This window comes from Erwinia wuhanensis, assembly GCF_030484085.1.
Lineage (GTDB): Bacteria > Pseudomonadota > Gammaproteobacteria > Enterobacterales > Enterobacteriaceae > Erwinia > Erwinia aeris.
This window is the reverse complement of the sequence record NZ_JAUJUH010000006.1, coordinates 242,871-258,483: the sequence shown is the minus strand read 5'-3', so window position 1 is coordinate 258,483 and position 15,613 is coordinate 242,871. Positions and strand designations below refer to the sequence as shown.

The 15,613-nt window shown below is 54.4% G+C and carries 13 protein-coding genes; 9 read left to right on the top strand and 4 right to left on the bottom strand.

The genetic code is table 11. From position 1 onward, the window contains the following. Nucleotides 1-8 precede the first annotated feature (8 nt). From QZH36_RS15860 to QZH36_RS15840, 5 genes are all read left to right on the top strand, one after another. Complete coding sequence (locus tag QZH36_RS15860) at nt 9-1,046, top strand: type VI secretion system protein TssA (RefSeq protein ID WP_301730626.1); 1,038 nt, start codon at nt 9-11, stop codon at nt 1,044-1,046. A 96-nt stretch (nt 1,047-1,142) separates the two neighbouring features. Further along, the gene (locus tag QZH36_RS15855; protein WP_301730625.1) at nt 1,143-2,474 is read left to right on the top strand and encodes a GlcNAc-transferase family protein; all 1,332 of its coding nucleotides are present in this window, start codon (nt 1,143-1,145) and stop codon (nt 2,472-2,474) included. Next, the gene (locus QZH36_RS15850) at nt 2,471-3,055 is read left to right on the top strand and encodes a DotU family type IV/VI secretion system protein (protein ID WP_301730624.1); all 585 of its coding nucleotides are present in this window, start codon (nt 2,471-2,473) and stop codon (nt 3,053-3,055) included. The genes QZH36_RS15855 and QZH36_RS15850 overlap by 4 nt, the downstream gene beginning before the upstream one ends. A 2-nt stretch (nt 3,056-3,057) precedes the next feature. Continuing rightward, nucleotides 3,058-4,455 (top strand): OmpA family protein, encoded by a 1,398-nt coding sequence (locus tag QZH36_RS15845; protein WP_301252833.1) that lies wholly within the window; start codon nt 3,058-3,060, stop codon nt 4,453-4,455. Continuing rightward, nucleotides 4,452-4,937, top strand: coding sequence for a DcrB-related protein (locus QZH36_RS15840; protein ID WP_253456389.1), 486 nt, complete (start codon nt 4,452-4,454; stop codon nt 4,935-4,937). Before QZH36_RS15845 ends, QZH36_RS15840 begins: the two co-directional genes overlap by 4 nt. A gap of 46 nt (nt 4,938-4,983) precedes the next feature. On the opposite strand, the gene QZH36_RS15835 is transcribed toward QZH36_RS15840, so the two are convergent. Then, the gene (locus QZH36_RS15835) at nt 4,984-5,580 is read right to left on the bottom strand and encodes a helix-turn-helix domain-containing protein (RefSeq protein ID WP_301730623.1); all 597 of its coding nucleotides are present in this window, start codon (nt 5,578-5,580) and stop codon (nt 4,984-4,986) included. Between the two features lie 867 nt (nt 5,581-6,447). On the opposite strand from QZH36_RS15835, the gene QZH36_RS15830 reads away from it, so the two are divergent. Further along, a complete protein-coding gene (locus tag QZH36_RS15830) occupies nt 6,448-8,562 on the top strand; it encodes a TonB-dependent receptor (RefSeq protein ID WP_301730622.1) in 2,115 nt (704 codons plus the stop codon). After that, nucleotides 8,562-9,578 carry an ABC transporter substrate-binding protein gene (locus tag QZH36_RS15825; protein ID WP_301730621.1) on the top strand — a complete coding sequence of 339 codons (1,017 nt, stop codon included), beginning with the start codon at nt 8,562-8,564 and terminating at the stop codon, nt 9,576-9,578. Before QZH36_RS15830 ends, QZH36_RS15825 begins: the two co-directional genes overlap by 1 nt. 9 nt (nt 9,579-9,587) lie before the next feature. Here QZH36_RS15825 and QZH36_RS15820 read toward each other — a convergent pair whose 3' ends face one another. The 3 genes from QZH36_RS15820 to adhP form a co-directional block, all read right to left on the bottom strand. Next, complete coding sequence (locus tag QZH36_RS15820) at nt 9,588-9,734, bottom strand: hypothetical protein (protein ID WP_253456401.1); 147 nt, start codon at nt 9,732-9,734, stop codon at nt 9,588-9,590. 411 nt (nt 9,735-10,145) lie between these two features. Then, on the bottom strand, nt 10,146-11,156 hold the full coding sequence (locus tag QZH36_RS15815; RefSeq protein WP_301730620.1) for an alpha/beta fold hydrolase: 1,011 nt from the start codon (nt 11,154-11,156) through the stop codon (nt 10,146-10,148). A gap of 356 nt (nt 11,157-11,512) precedes the next feature. Next, entirely contained in the window at nt 11,513-12,538 is a 1,026-nt protein-coding gene (gene adhP, locus QZH36_RS15810; protein WP_253456406.1) for an alcohol dehydrogenase AdhP, read from the bottom strand. A 308-nt stretch (nt 12,539-12,846) separates the two neighbouring features. On the opposite strand from adhP, the gene QZH36_RS15805 reads away from it, so the two are divergent. After that, nucleotides 12,847-14,433 carry an MFS transporter gene (locus QZH36_RS15805; RefSeq protein WP_301252841.1) on the top strand — a complete coding sequence of 529 codons (1,587 nt, stop codon included), beginning with the start codon at nt 12,847-12,849 and terminating at the stop codon, nt 14,431-14,433. 31 nt (nt 14,434-14,464) lie between these two features. Further along, nucleotides 14,465-15,604, top strand: coding sequence for a beta-galactosidase BglB (gene bglB / locus QZH36_RS15800; protein ID WP_253456411.1), 1,140 nt, complete (start codon nt 14,465-14,467; stop codon nt 15,602-15,604). Nucleotides 15,605-15,613 lie beyond the last annotated feature (9 nt).

The window sequence follows — 15,613 nt, the reverse complement described above, 5'->3', positions numbered from 1 at the left end:
ACAACATCGTGACGGAAAGCAACAAGCATCATTACTATCAGGATCTGTTACAGCCGGTGCCCGGCGATCGGCCCTGTGGTGAAAACCTGGAATATGACGCCGCTTTTATTATGCTGCAGGCCAGGCTTCAGCCAAGGCTGGACGCGGAGTACGGCAGCTTCGTCGAGGCTGCCGAACCGGTGAACTGGGCGGAGATTGAGCGCGACTGTCAGGCGCTGCTGCAACGAAGCCGCGATATCCGGCTGGTGGTGGCGCTGATGCGCTGCCGTATCAGGCAAATCGGCATGGCGGCGCTGCATGAAGGGCTACTGATATTACGTGACTTACTGACCACTTTCCCCACGGATCTTTATCCGCAGCTGACGGAAGAAGGCGAGTTCGATCCGGTTATGCGGGCTAACGCCCTGTCCGAGCTGGATGATATCAACGGGCTGCTTGCCGATTTTCGTCAGCTGCCTCTGCCGAAAGCGGCAGGTCTGCAAATTGCCATAAAAGATTTTGAAAAAGCGCACGCCACGCCGCGTGAAGAGGGCGCGCTGCCCGAAGCGACGGCGGCGGCTTTGCTACTCGAATGGGAAGCCCGTCAGGATCAAACCCTCCTCTCACTGCAAAAAGCGCACGCCTGCCTGATGGAACTCCGCGCCATCCTGACAACCTCGCTGGGCGATGAAGCGCCGGATTTTGCGCGGTTAGGCGCCATTCTGCGGCTATTTATCAGTCAGGAAGCTACGGTTTCGCCGCTGTTGCCAGCCGTTTCTTTTGTCGCAGAAGAAACGGTAGAACAGCCGGTTCAGGCAGAAACGGCGGCAGAAAACGAAGCCGTCAGCGTCCCCCTGATTACGCCCCGCCAGACCGGTATTGCCAGCCGCGCCGATGCGCTGCTCAGGCTACAGGAGCTGCGGCTATGGTTTACCCGAATGGAACCCGGCAGCCCGGCTATCCTGCTGCTTCAGTATGCGGAGAAGACGGTGGGAAAAAGCTTTTCTCAGCTGGTAAAAATGCTGCCGCCGGAAATTATCGACAGGCTCGATAGCGACAAAGAATAGCGTAGCCTGCCGATTGCGGCAGCCAGCCGCGCCCGGCAACTCTGGCAGCACTGTTCGATCAAGGGATTTATCAACGTCAAATCACAAGGCGGCTCTATGGAAAGGAAACCAGCCATTTTTATCAGCATCGCCAGCTATCGCGATCCGGAACTGATCCCGACGCTCCGGGATTTAATTGAGAAGGCCTCCGGATGCTACAGGCTTGCCGTGGCCGTCTGCTGGCAGGATGAGGGCGACCGCCAGCGCTTTCAGCAGGCCGGCATGACGCTCTGCGCGGCAGAATCAACAGCAGAGTATGACCTCCTGACCTGGCGTTATCTGGAGACGGAAATCCGGATGATTTCCCTGCACTATTTCTTCAGTAAAGGCGCCTGCTGGGCCAGAAACCAGTGTGAAACGCTTTACCGCGAGGAAGAGTATGTGCTGCAAATCGATTCCCACTGCCGCTTTGTAGAGGGCTGGGACAGAGAAATGGTTGCCATGCTGGAAGCGCTGAAGGTGCAAAGTGAAAAGCCGGTGCTCTCCTCTTATCCGCCGGGCTATGTACCCGGCAAAGAAGAGGAAAAAACCCAGGCGATATTTCGCCTGGTTTTCAGAGGCTTTTCCAGTGAAAAAATAGTGCAGCTCACTTCGGTTGATTTTCAACAAGCGGCGCCAGTCAGAGGGAGTTATCTGGCGGGCGGCTTTATTTTCGCCGAAGGCCGTTTCGTAAAGGAGGTGCCGAACGATCCGCAAATCTTCTTCGAGGGCGAAGAGATAGCGATGGCGGCCCGGGCCTTTACCCACGGTTATGACGTCTGGCATCCGCATAAAATAGTGCTGTGGCATTTTTACGGCAGGGAAGAGGCCAGTCGAATTTGGGGCGATCATGATGACGAGGCGAAAAAATCCGGTTCCGTAGACCGTGCCTGGCACGAAAGAGACAGCCTGTCGAAAAAAAGAGTCAGAACCCTGCTGGGTATGGAGCAGGCTGAACCGGCCGACATGGGTCGCTATGGGCTGGGCAGCAGGCGCACGCTGGCTGAGTTCGAGGCCGCGCTGGGCATCTCCTTTACCAAATTTGCCGTGCTGCCAGAAGTGCTGGGAACGGAACGTGTCGCCTGGTTTCCACCGCCCTATGGCAACTGGCGGGAAAGATTAAGCAGCCATCAGCAAAAAACTATTGGGTTGACGCAGGAAGAGTTTACCTCGCCGCTGGCTGATATCACCTGCCTGCATATTGGTGTTTATAGCAACGCCAACGATCTGCTTTATAAAAAAATCCTGTCGGGAGAGGAAATAAATGAATGCCTGGCCGGGCATGACGGCGGAGAAATCGCAATCGATCTGGACGTGACATTTCCGATCATGTTCACGCCCGCCGCGATACGTTTTAGCGCTTATGACGATAGCGACGGGTGGAGTAAGGTTGTGGAGAAAGCCTGGTGAAAAGCACAACGCTCTACCATCGCCTGATCTGCATTGATGCCCTGCTCTCTTTTGACGGCATTATTCCTTCCCTGCCGGAATTGCAGTTAATGCTGATCGCGCTTATTGAGCGGTTCAGCAAAGCGCTGATTGCTGAAGGTGAATGCGAACAACTTAGCGATGAGCTGTGCCACGCGCTCTGCTGCTATCTGGATCGGCGAGTCGCGTTACGCCTTCGCGCCGACAATATTGCCTGGGACCGCTATGCGCTGACGCACTATTTTTACGGCTATACGGACGGCCCAATGACGTTGGGCGACAGGCTTGAACCGCTGCTGGCCGACGGCCAGGGCCAGATCTTCACCTACGCCCAGAAATTGTTTCTTGTTTCGGCCTTTACCGGCAGGAACAGTGCTCCCCTGCTGTCACTGTCTGTCACTCAGCCAGCCGCCGCCTGCCAGACAGAAACAGAGGAGGCGGCTCCGGACACCATGCCGCCACGATGGCCGGCATATTTTATGCTGCCGTTGCAACTCATTCTGCTGAGCCTGCTGCTGATCGTGCTCTGGCTGTTTTGTTCTGCCTGGCTGGAGGCGCTTTAACCATGCCAGCTTCGTTGTTAAAAAATCAGCCCGCTGCCGCCGCGCCCGCCATCCTTATTATCGGCCCCTATGCCGCAAAATGGTTTTCTGAACGGCAGCCGGAACAGGAAGACGAGCCGATAAGTTGGATCGTGGTACCGGAAGCGGAAGCGCTGCCGGAAATAGTAAAGCGGATGAGAAAGAAGAAGCATCGCCTCTATGCTTTTTTCCCCTTTTTCCCGGACGGCGAGGAAACCGACGCTCAGGCGCTGGCGAAAATCGCAGCATGGCGCTTATATGAGCAGGAGGCGCTGCCGTGCGTGCTGGGTCTCTATGCCCGTCTGAGCCATGAAAGCCAGGCCGGACAGGCAAAATGGTCCGGTAAGTTTGACCTCCGCAAGGTCGGTGAAACCACCCTCGCGCGCGAGCTGGCAAAACTACTCGCCGTCTCTGAGCCGCTCAGCTGCCACTCAATCTACCGTTACGCCATGACGGACGCGCTGCGCCTGTGGTTGGAAAGTTCGGGGATAGCCAAAGCGCTACAGGCGCTGTTCTCCGGTTCTTCGCTACGGTTAAGCGCCGTTCTGCTGGCCGATAATGGCAACGGCTTTACCCGTCATGGCGCCTGGGCGCAGTGGCTACAGCAGAAATTCGGGCTCTGTCCGGGTCTTTCTCCGGGCGTTATGCTGCCCAGCTTACCTGACGTCATCGACCCGGGCGTGCCTTATCAGCCCGACAGGCAACGCTCGGGGTTTTCATGGCGCTGGCTGCCGGTTTGCGCTGCGCTGCTGCTGGCGATGCTGCTGATCGGCTCCACCTGGTTTGAGGCTAAAAATATCGCTGCGGCGACCCGTACGCTGGCCGATTTCCGGCAAACGGAAGAGACACAGCTGCAGAAAAAAAGAGCGGTTTATCAACGACTGCGCGACCAGAAACAGCAGCTGCTGTACTGCCGCGACGCCTGGTTTAGTCGGCTATGGCGATTTTCGCGCTGTGGGGAAATGGCGGCGCGCGTCAGTGACGCCCTGCAAAATTACAATCCGTCGCCGGTTTTTATGGCGTCAGGCTCCGTCGCGCTGTTTGCCAGAGGAAGCGCCACGCTCGGGCCTGACAGCAGTAAAAATCTGGCCTGGCTGCTGCCGTTAATGCAAAACAATGCCCAAACAACTTTTGCCATCGTTGGGCATTCCGACAATACCGGCAGCCCGGAAGCCAACTACCAGCTCTCGATACGCAGGGCGAAGGCGGTTCGTGACTGGCTGGTCAGCCATGCCAACGTCCCGCCGGACAAACTTGTGATTAAAGGGATGGGCGACAGCCTGCCCGTTGCCAGTAATCAGACCGGAGAAGGCCGGGAAAGAAACAGGCGTGTGGAAATCATCCCATTGGCGGATGCAACAAATAAAACAGGTGAACCATGAGTAAAAAAAAGAGCTACATCATGTACGAAGGCACTTTTCTGACCGAGGCGCCCTTTTATGATCAGAGCATTAACGTCCTGCGTTTTCGCGATCCGGAAGCGAACGAATATACCATCCTGATTAATCGATCATTTAAAAATGAGGGGCAAACGCTGGAAGAATTTTGCGAAACGCAAACTAATTTTATGGCCAACAGCCTGCCCGGCTATAAAAGCGAGGGCAAAATGCTGAAGAATGAAATCGGCCCGGCTAAGTTGCCGGTGATCCAGACGGCCAACTCTTTTCTGGAGAATGGACAGCCGGTTAAGCAGGTGCAGTCTACCGTCGAGCTTCCCTGGCATCCGGTAATCAATCCTGCCAGGCTAAATCTGATTGTATTTACGCTGGCTTCCTCAGCGGAATTTAATGACTTCCAGCGTAAGCATTATGTGCAAATCATCAACAGCTTTAATCCTGAAACCGTGTCGATAGTCGACAGTTAAGCTACCGCTTTATATGGCCCGCTTAAAGGCGGGCCGTAAGATAATGTTACAGGCAGAGCGTATTACCTTTTTTATTACCATATTTCGCTACAAAAGAGGCATATTTGTAAAATTCGACCCGGTTAAGCATCCCCATTTTTCTGATGGCGTTGCGGCAATGCGTACTGACGGTTTTTTTTGAACGCCCTAACATCCTGGATATATTTTCCGTATCGTAGCCCTGGCCAACCATCAGCATAACCTTGCTTTCTGTAGAAGAGAGCTGCATAAAGTCTTTTAGCCCGGTTAACTTATAATTTTCACGGCTGGCAAAGCTGGCCGCGTTAGTAGTGGCTATCAGCATGATTTTTCTAATCTTTCCGGTAATTTGCGGTATATTATCTCCACGACAGATAAAGGGAATGTGTAGCGCTGACAGGTGAGGTTCCGCCTGGCCCTTGCCGGCAATCGTTTCGCGCTTATAGAAAAAAACGCTGATCATAATGTCTCTGAACACAATATCGGCTTCTTTCGTTACCGGGCTACTTGTTTCTGAAACCACTTCAAATAACCCATCCCTGAGGGTTTTCCCTGCACTTGTAATCAGCGATTCAACGCCTTTCCGGTAATATACGTTATCGCTGGAAACGATTATCTTTAGCATAATATTTCATCCTGAATATAAATTACGCAATGAGTTTCTGTTTTATGCAGTCGCGCAGGTTTTTCACAACATTAATATGCTGTGACGGCGGAGATAAACGCCGGTATCGATTTTAAAGGCACAGGAAAAGTAAAAGACGATTTACCCGCCGATGCCGTGCGCCCATCCTTACGCAAGCTTTTTCCACCTTAAAAAGTGAGTGAAATATGAACAACCCTAAAATAATAATCGATAGCAATGGCTAAAATAGCCTATAAGATCCTGATACTTTCCACTCCGGCGGTAAAACCGGGAAGAAATAACTTGCCGAAACACATCCTTTTCTATTCCGACAGACCTGCATGGATTACGTTATCTTATTGATCCCATAATAAACAGATATAGCAGTATTTTATACAAAAATAATCCGATACCGTGAATAACAAATATTCCTCAAGGAACAGGCTCAACCTTTCTGTGTGCCTTTTATGCCGTATTACTGAAGGTTACCAACAAGTCGCTATTTTATCAAAATTCAGATCAGGCACAACAAATACGGACGGCATTTGCCTGGCGGTAAAATACCTGATGGCATATTGGCATCAAATACAGGCGAAAAAACCGTCCTTACAGGCCTGCCGCTTATCACAAAAATTTTCTACCCATCTGATAATGTTCCCGCTTTACGCAAAATAATATGATGCAGAAAATCTGTAGGCATCATTAATTATTGTTGATGGGCCGTTATCCAGCAGCATATTCCAGGCTCCTGCGGATAGCACTCGCTATATAATTTATCATATAACGATATGCTATCTTTCGCGTGAACTTTACAGGCATCTGCATTCAGGCAGCCCGAAGGCTGCTTTTCGATCGGCAAGGTATAAAATGACAATAGCCTCACCGCCGCGCATGATGAAGCGCGCGCTTTACGTACTGATTTTGACAGGTATTCAGGCTCAGGCCGCTACCCAGGAAGAAACCCTCACTGTAGCCGCCGCGCCGGATAGCGAAGCGGCTGCGCCCGACAGGCAGGTCACGCTGGGTAACCTGGGCAAGCAGGAAATCCGCAATACGCCCTGGTCCGTGCAGCAAGTCTCCCCAACGCTGATGAAGCACCAGCAGTTAAAAAGCATCACGGATATCTATCGCTATATGCCTTCCGTGCAGGGTGACGGCGCCCGCCCGCAAACGCGTGGAATGCAGGGCAGCGTGGTACAGAACTCTATGATTGACGGCCTGAATGTCGTCTCGACTACCGATTACGCTGCCGAGCAGTTTGACCATCTGGAAGTGCTGAACGGTTTGGGTGGATCGCTTTACGGGCCGGCAAATCCGGCCGGGCTGTTTAACTTTGTGGCGAAGCGCCCCACCGATATCGCACAGCACAGCCTTACTTTTGGCGCTGGCACCGGCCTCAGCCGCCTGGTTTCCGGCGACTTCAGCGGCCCGCTGGACGACAATGACCGCCTGCGCTATCGCGCTAATTTTCTGGATGATGAGGGTGACGGCTTTGCACACGGCAGTAAAAAGCGCCGTCAGCTGTTCAGCCTGGGGCTGGACGCAACGCTAACCGATCGCACGACGTTAGAAAGCAATTTCAGTTATTACCACTATTATGAAAAAGGGCTGCCGGGCAAATTTGCGCTGGGCAATGGCCTCTCTTTCCCCGCCGCGCCGGATCCCAAAAAGACGTATCTCGGACAATACTATGCCGGTAGCGATAACCATACGCTGACCGCCAGCGTACATCTGAAGCACGATTTTGACGGGAACTGGCAGGGCGAACTGGGCGTGCTGCGGCAGATTGCCGATCGTGAATCCACGGCGGTCACGAATACTTTTACCGACCGCGCCGGTCATTATACAACCACCACCTCCTCTTCTACAGCCAGCCGCTTTACCATTAACAGCTATATGGCGAACCTGAACGGCGAGCTGGAAACGGGCTGGCTGCATCATCAGCTTTCCACCGGCCTGCGCGGCTTTGTCTGGAAAAATTATAATCCGCTGAACGGCACCACCAGCACGCTGGGTAGCGCCTCGCTCGACGAGCCGCAATCCTTTGCCGAACCGGACTACCCGGATTTCACCCATCGCTACCACTCGGCTACCGCCACGCAGCAGGCCTTTTTGCTTAGCGATACGCTGACCTTCTCACCGCAGTGGAGCCTGCTGCTGGCCGGTAGCGAAAGCTTCCTGACTTCCGCTAACTATGCAAAAACCGGCAGCCGCAGCAGCCATTCAGATAACAGCGGCTTTAGCGGTTCGGCCAGCCTGATGTTCAAGCCTGTCGAACCGCTGACGCTCTATATGAGCTGGGCAGACAGCCTGCAACAGGGCGATACCGCGCCGAGCGGCTCCACGAACGCGGGCAGCATCCTGGCGCCTTATCGCAGCAAACAGCTGGAAGTGGGCAGCAAGCTGGCGATTGATAAGCTGTTGCTGACCGCCGCGCTGTTCCGGATTGACCGCCCTTTCGCTTATGCCACCGCCAGCGGCGACTATGCCGTGGACGGCAGCCAGCGCAACCGGGGGCTGGAGCTGATGGCCGACGGCGACGTTACCGACAGGCTGCATCTGTATGGCGGCATGACATGGCTCGATCCACGCCTGCGCGATACTGCCAGTCCCGCCACGAGCGGCAGGCAGATAGTGGGCCTGGCTCGCTATACGGCCAGCCTGTTCGCCGCTTACGATTTACCTTTTTTACGCGGTACGGATATTCATGGCGGCATGCACTACGTAGGACGCCGCAGTACCGATAACGCCAACGACAGCTGGACAGGAAGCTATACGACTTTCGATATCGGCAGCAGCTACACAACGCGGCTCTTCAATACGGAAACCATTTTTCGCCTGGATGTCACCAACCTGACTAATCGCCATTACTGGACGAATATCGTGCCCGGCGGCCTGAACGGCTACAGCGGCGCGGGCTATGCCAGCGCCCAGCTGGGCGAACCGCGCATGGCGCAGCTTTCTCTACAGCTGAGGTTCTGATGATAAAACCCCTGATTACGCCGCTGCTGGCGGCTCTCTTCCTGCTTTTTGCTACACCTGGCTTTGCCCGGAGCGTTATTGACGACGCCGGCAACAAGGTCGAGGTACCGCAGCAGGCCCGACGGATCGCCGACGGCTGGTATGCGCATCATTCGCTGCTGATGACGCTGGGCGCGGGCGACCGCATCGTGGCGACCGTTAATCACGCCAGCGATCGCCCCTGGATGTTTAAAGTAGCGCCGTCGCTGCATCAGGCGCTGTCGGTTCATGGCCGCACGTTTAACAGCGAGGCGCTGCTGGCCGCAAAGGTCGATACAGTATTTGTAGCGGCAGAAGATGCGGATGCTGACGCTTACCGGCGGGCCGGGCTGCCGACGCTGGTCATGCACTTTGACGATTTTCCCTCTATGCAGCGCTCGCTGCTGACGACGGCCGGGGTGGTCGGCACGGCGCAGGCGCGACGGCGAGCACAAGCCTATAACGCCTGGCTCGATGCCCGGATTGCCGCTATACAGGCGAAAACCGCAGGGCTAAGCAATAGCCAGCGGCCTGGCGTTTTACATATTCAGTCCCTGCATCCGCTGAAGGTTGACGGACGCAACACGCTGATCGATACCTGGATCCGTCTGGCTGGCGGCCGCAATGTGGCGGCGGAAGTAAACGGCAATATGAAAGAAACCTCGCCGGAAAACGTGCTTTTCTGGCAGCCGGCTATCATCATTATCGGCGCGGGAGCCGGAAAGCTGGCCGATTCAGACTATGCGGCGCTGTTTGCCAATCTGCAGGCGGTAAAATGCCATCAGGTCTGGCAAAATCCGGCGGGCGTGTTTCCCTGGGATCGCTACGGCACGGAAGCCGGGCTGCAAATTCAGTGGGCGGCAAAGCTTCTGCATCCCGAGCTTTTCCCGCAGCTTGATATGGTCAAGGCGACGCAGGATTTTTACCGCCGCTTTTTCGATTACGCGCTAACGGTGGGCCAGGCGCAGCGCATATTGCACGCGCAGGGGCCGGCATAAGCGCGGCCGTTACGGCCTGTCGGGCACGTTCCAGCTACAGTCGATTTCATCGTCGTGGCTGGAACAGTCTGCAACCGGATTATGTTGCTGAGCATGACGGTGCCCCATGCAGCCACACAGCAGTAAAAAACAGACCAGAACGCTATATTTTTTCATATTATCTTCAGAGAAAATTGCCTGAAGAAAGAATAAAAACGATAGCGTCAACGTAATGATAACGCGCCGAATAATAGCCAAAAATTAATAGTAAACTTACAACTTTGAAGGAAATAATATTATTAATATGACGCGAATAGCTATTAATTTAATCCACTATTAATACCTGAAACCTTCCCGTTAATTATTATTTATTTCGCAAGCAACACGCTATCGTTTCGGTTTGGTTGATGCCGATAAATTTATGCTTTTTTCCGTATGGCGGATCCCCCTGAGCGGCGGGGCTAAGCCAGTCAGCTAACCATGTGGCAAATAGCGGGTCAGGTTATGGCTTTTCTGACTCACCGGGAGGCACCCGGCGTCATGCGGACGCGTGCACAGCGCAGGCTGGAAGCCTGCGCTGTGCTGTCATCAGAGCTTGTTCAGATCGTCAATCAGCGTACGGTTAAACATAGCGGGATCTTCCATCTGCGGCGCATGTCCCATTCCTGTGAATTCAATCAGCCTGGCATGGGGGATCAGTTTCGCCGCCTCTTTGCCCAGCTCGTTATAGTGCCCTATTTTCGCTTTTACCTCCGGCGGCGCGATATCGCTGCCGATAGCGGTGGTGTCTGCCGTGCCAATCAGCAGCGTCGTCGGCACCGTCAGGTTGCCAAATTCATAATAAACCGGCTGGGTAAATATCATGTCGTAGAGCAGCGCGGAATTCCAGGCAACCAGCTTGTGGCCCGGCCCGTTATTCAGCCCCGCCAGCATAGTGACCCAGCGATCGTATTCCGGCTTCCACTGGCCGCTGTAATAGGTTTTCTGCTCATACGCCTTGATGCTTTCCGCGCTGGTTTTCAGCTCTCGCTGATACCAGTCGTCCACGCTGCGCCAGGGCACGCCCTTCGCCTTCCAGTCCTCCAGCCCGATCGGGTTAACCAGCGCCAGCTTTTCTACCTGCTGTGGGTACATTAACGCATAGCGTGTAGCCAGCATCCCGCCGGTTGAATGGCCGACCAGCGTGATCTTATCAATATGCAGGCTGGCGAGCAGCTGATGCGTGTTTAACGCCAGCTGCTGGAAACTGTATTGATAGTAAGCAGGCTTGGTTGAGGTGCAAAAGCCGATCTGATCCGGCGCAATTACCCGATAGCCCGCATGACGCAGCGCCTCTATGGCATCCTGCCAGGTCACGCCGCAGAAGTTTTTGCCGTGCATCAGCACTACCGTCCGCCCGTTCGCTTTCCCTGCCGGTCGCGCGTCAATGTAGCCCATAGAAAGCGGCTGCTGTTGTGATGAAAAATTAAACTTTTCAATTGGATAAGGGAAATCGAAGCCCTGTAGCTCTACGCCATACTGCGGCGTATTGTTGGCAGCCACTGCGCTAAAGGTCAGCAGCGCGGCTGCGAGCAGCCCTGTTTTAGCCTTTTTTAACACCTTAACTCTCCTCATTAACGTTCAAAGCGAAACGATGACTTCTGAGCTTAGCGGTTAATCGTCCCGATAAGGCGTGCAGCCCTTGCTGTACAACGCCACAGCGCTTAGCAAAAAGAGCTACGCCTGTGGCGAATTCTCCACGGGTGAGTAAAGTTAATTTGTTACCATGTGTTCAAAGGGAAAACAAATGTTAAACAATGCGGGTTGGCTGGTGTCACTGCTGTGGCTAAGCCTCTGTTGCCGACTGGAGCCGGAAGCGCCAGCACGGTCGAGCTTCTTTATGAGCGCGTGACAGGTTTTTTAAATATTTGCCTGTGGAAATAAGCGGTTAAGCCGTTTCCACAGGCAAGTCAGCTTTAGCCAGCGTGGGTGTCAGCAGTAAAATCAATCACCATACGGCCTTTGATTTTCCCTTCCAGCATTTCGTCGAAAATTTCATTAATCTCCTCAAGAGAACGTTTGGTGACTTTCGGCACCACTTTTCCCTCGGCCGCGAACTGAAAAGCCTCAGCCAGATCTTCACGCGTGCCCACCAGCGAGCCGACCACCTGAATACCGTCCAGAACGAGACGTGGGATATTCAGACTCATCGACTCCGGCGGCAGGCCAACGGCCACGATACGGCCACCGGCACGCATGGCGTCTACCGCCGAATTAAATGCCGCTTTGGCTACTGCCGTTACCACTGCCGCATGCGCGCCGCCCGTTTTTTCCTGAATGATCTTCGCCGCATCCTCCTTCAGCGAGTTGATAACTAAGTCGGCGCCCATTTCTTTGGCGAAAGCCAGCTGCGCATCGTTTACGTCCACGGCGATGACTTTGGCATTAAAAACATTTTTGGCATATTGCAGCGCCAGATTGCCCAGTCCGCCCAGGCCGTAAATTGCCAGCCACTTGCCTGGCTGAATGCCAGAAACCTTTACCGCTTTATAGGTGGTGACGCCCGCGCAGGTTACGCTGCTGGCCGCTGCCGGATCCAGCCCGTCCGGCACTTTCACCGCGTAGTCCGCTACCACGATACACTCTTCCGCCATGCCGCCGTCGGCGGTAAAACCGGCATTTAATACGTTGCGGCACAGGGTTTCATTGCCCGTCGTGCAGTATTCGCAGTGGCCGCAGCCTTTATAAAACCACGCCACGCTGGCCCTGTCGCCCACCTTCAATGAGGTCACGCCAGGCCCGACCTCGCTGACGACGCCGACGCCTTCATGGCCGAGCACCACGCCGGTACGATCGCCAAAATCCCCATTTTTAACGTGCAGATCCGTGTGGCAGACACCGCAGCATTCCATTTTTAACAGCGCTTCGCCATGCGCCAGCGCGCGCAGCTTTTTCTCAACGATATCGACAGTATGATTCTTGTTGACCACGGCAGCTTTCATTGTGCTTTCCTCTTCGGTTGGGTTTTTAACTATATAAACATTTTCACCGCTGACTTTGATTTAACGCCATAAAATCAACCACAGATCGCAACAAATCTTGCCTGGCAAAGCCTGAATGGCTAATTCAATAAAATTGAAACGCCATTTTATTAAATTAGTGAAGCCGCCCGCCGCTATCTTCTTTTCTTCGCCACCGCCTTATATCGGCTGGCAAAATCGCAAAGGTTTTCTGGACGTCATAACTCTAACGTACTTCCTCTCCCGACATACAGCCGGGCTGTGCATGTTGGTTACTCAGGATGAACATTATGACAATACGTAAACCAGGAACGCTTAATTATCTCGCCTATGGATCAGGGGATTTTCTGGGTGCCGGTACGATGGCATTAACATCTGCCTGGCTGCTTTACTTTTACACCACCTTCTGCGGCCTCAGCCCTATTGAAGCCACCTCTATTTTCGCCATGGCGCGCATTGTGGATGGCGTGGTCAGCCCGCTAATGGGCTACTTAACCGACCACTTCGGCTCTACCCGACTCGGCAAACGCTTCGGCCGCCGTAAATTCTTTATCCTTCTGGGCATTCCCCTTGTGTTCAGCTACAGCCTGATGTGGGTCGGCGACATGACCTACGTCTACTACCTGCTGACCTACCTCTTTTTTGAAGTGGTCTACACCTCGATTCTGGTGCCTTATGAAACCCTGGTGCCGGAGATGACCGACGACTTTAAAGAGAAAACCAAATTCTCCGGCGCACGCATCGCGCTGGCGCAGCTTTCCGCTATTCTGGCCGCTTTCCTGCCGGGTATCCTGCTGGCTTATTTCGGCAAGGATAATCCGCTCTCTTTCTTCTATTCCAGCCTGGTCTTTTCCGTGCTGTGCGCCATCGTGCTGACGCTGGTTTATCGCTATACCTGGGAGCGCCCGGCCGAGAAAAAATCCGCCGCCGCGCTGGCAGCCGAGCAACAGAAGCTGACGCTGGGGCAAAGCCTTGGCCGCCTGAAAACCGAGCTGTTATCTACGCTGCGCATCCGTATCTTCCGTCAGCATCTGGGCATGTATCTGGGCGGCTATATCGCGCAGGACGTTTTTAACGCCGTGTTTACCTACTACGTGGTATTTGTGCTGATGCAGCAGGCCACCGTGGCTTCCAACCTGATGGGCACGATGGCGATCCTCCAGTTTGTTGCCGTGATCGGCATGATCCCGCTCTGTATCCGTATTGGGCCGGCGCCCGCCTACCGCATCGTGGTGGCGCTGTTTGCGCTCAGTACGCTTTCCTACGGCGTGCTTTATTACAGCGGCATGAGCGATGTCTTCTCGCTGCTGCTGCTGATCTCCGCTATCGCTGGCCTGGGCCGCGGCGGCATTAACTACGTGCCGTGGAATATCTATACCTACATTGCGGACGTGGACGAGGTGATTACCGGTCAGCGTCGCGAAGGCATTTTCGCCGGGATCATGACCCTGACGCGTAAGGCTTCGCAGGCTGGTGCCGTCATGCTGGTCGGCATCCTGATGCAGCTTTCCGGTTTTGTGGCGGGCAGCACCGAGCAGGCCGAAAACGTCAGTCATGCGATCCTGATGATCATGTGCGGCGGCACGATCCTGGTCCTGTGCATGGGCTTCCTGATCTCCCTGCGCTTCAAGCTGAATTTGACCACGCACAAAATCCTGCGTGACGAAACCGAGAAAATGCGCATAGCGGGCGGCGTCGTCCCTGACAGCATCACGCCGCAGGCTCGCGCTACCGTCGAGATGCTGGCCGGAATGCCTTACGAATCGCTGTGGGGCAATAACAACATTGGTTACCTGAATCGGCACAAGCCAGCGGCCGGCACTCTGCCCGCTCAGACCACAAAAGCGGCGCCCGGCGACAATTTAACGCATTCATAGTCAACTTAAGATCCACGAGGACAGAGCAATTATGGTCGTATACCCAGTAAAACACAGCCCACTCCTGCGCCAGCCGGAAAGGTTTATCTCCAGCCAGGAGCTGCATCAGCTGATCAACAAACTGGTGGACAATTTGGTGAATATTACCGACGAAACCGGCGAGTTTTTACTGAGGCTTGACGATGGCCGGGTGATTGACACCAAAGGCTGGGCAGGATGGGAATGGACGCACGGCATCGGCCTGTACGGCATTCATCAGTATTACCGCCAAACCGGGGACGATCGGCTGCGAGCCATCATTGATAACTGGTTCAACGACCGTTTTGCTGAAGGTTCCACCACCCGTAACGTGAACACGGTTTGCCCGTTTCTGACGCTGGCATACCGCTATGAGGAAACCCGCGATCCACGCTGGCTGCCCTACCTGGAAAGCTGGGCAGACTGGATTATGCATGATATGCCGCGTACCGATATGAGGGGTTTGCAGCACATCACGCTGGCGGAAGAGAACCATCAGCAGCTGTGGGATGACACGCTGATGATGACCGTGCTGCCGCTGGCAAAAATCGGCAAGCTGCTGAACCGCGCGGACTATATCGAAGAAGCCAAGTATCAGTTTATGTTGCATATCCAGCATCTGATGGATAAGGAAACCGGGCTGTGGTTCCACGGCTGGACGTTCGATGGTCACCATAATTTTGCTAACGCTCGCTGGGCGCGCGGCAACAGCTGGCTGACCATCGTTATTCCGGAATTCGTTGAGCTGCTTGAGCTGCCGGAAGGTGATGCGACCCGGCGCTATCTGCAACAGGTGCTTTCCCGCCAGCTGGAGGCGCTGGAAAAATGTCAGGACGAAAGCGGCCTGTGGCATACGCTGCTGGACGATCCCAACTCCTATCTTGAAGCCTCCGCAACGGCTGGCTTCGCCTTCGGCATGTTAAAAGCCGCGCGTCGCCGCTGTGCCGATCCTCGCTATATAGCGGTGGCGGAAAAGGCGATTAAAGGATTGATCTCCCGCATCAATAAGGACGGAGAGCTGACACAGGTTTCCTTTGGCACCGGCATGGGTAAAGACCTCGATTTCTACCGCCAGATACCGCTGACCTCCATGCCTTATGGCCAGGCGATGGCGATCCTGTGTCTGGTGGAATACCTGCACGTCTATCTATAAATAAGGAAA

What these genes read in the sequence shown, in the direction of transcription:
- QZH36_RS15855 (WP_301730625.1), top strand. Translation starts at nt 1,143, where the DNA reads ATGGAAAGGAAACCAGCCATTTTTATCAGCATCGCCAGCTATCGCGAT.
- QZH36_RS15845 (WP_301252833.1), top strand. Translation starts at nt 3,058, where the DNA reads ATGCCAGCTTCGTTGTTAAAAAATCAGCCCGCTGCCGCCGCGCCCGCC.
- QZH36_RS15840 (WP_253456389.1), top strand. Translation starts at nt 4,452, where the DNA reads ATGAGTAAAAAAAAGAGCTACATCATGTACGAAGGCACTTTTCTGACC.
- QZH36_RS15835 (WP_301730623.1), bottom strand. Translation starts at nt 5,580, where the DNA reads ATGCTAAAGATAATCGTTTCCAGCGATAACGTATATTACCGGAAAGGC.
- QZH36_RS15830 (WP_301730622.1), top strand. Translation starts at nt 6,448, where the DNA reads ATGACAATAGCCTCACCGCCGCGCATGATGAAGCGCGCGCTTTACGTA.
- QZH36_RS15825 (WP_301730621.1), top strand. Translation starts at nt 8,562, where the DNA reads ATGATAAAACCCCTGATTACGCCGCTGCTGGCGGCTCTCTTCCTGCTT.
- QZH36_RS15820 (WP_253456401.1), bottom strand. Translation starts at nt 9,734, where the DNA reads ATGAAAAAATATAGCGTTCTGGTCTGTTTTTTACTGCTGTGTGGCTGC.
- adhP (WP_253456406.1), bottom strand. Translation starts at nt 12,538, where the DNA reads ATGAAAGCTGCCGTGGTCAACAAGAATCATACTGTCGATATCGTTGAG.
- QZH36_RS15805 (WP_301252841.1), top strand. Translation starts at nt 12,847, where the DNA reads ATGACAATACGTAAACCAGGAACGCTTAATTATCTCGCCTATGGATCA.
- bglB (WP_253456411.1), top strand. Translation starts at nt 14,465, where the DNA reads ATGGTCGTATACCCAGTAAAACACAGCCCACTCCTGCGCCAGCCGGAA.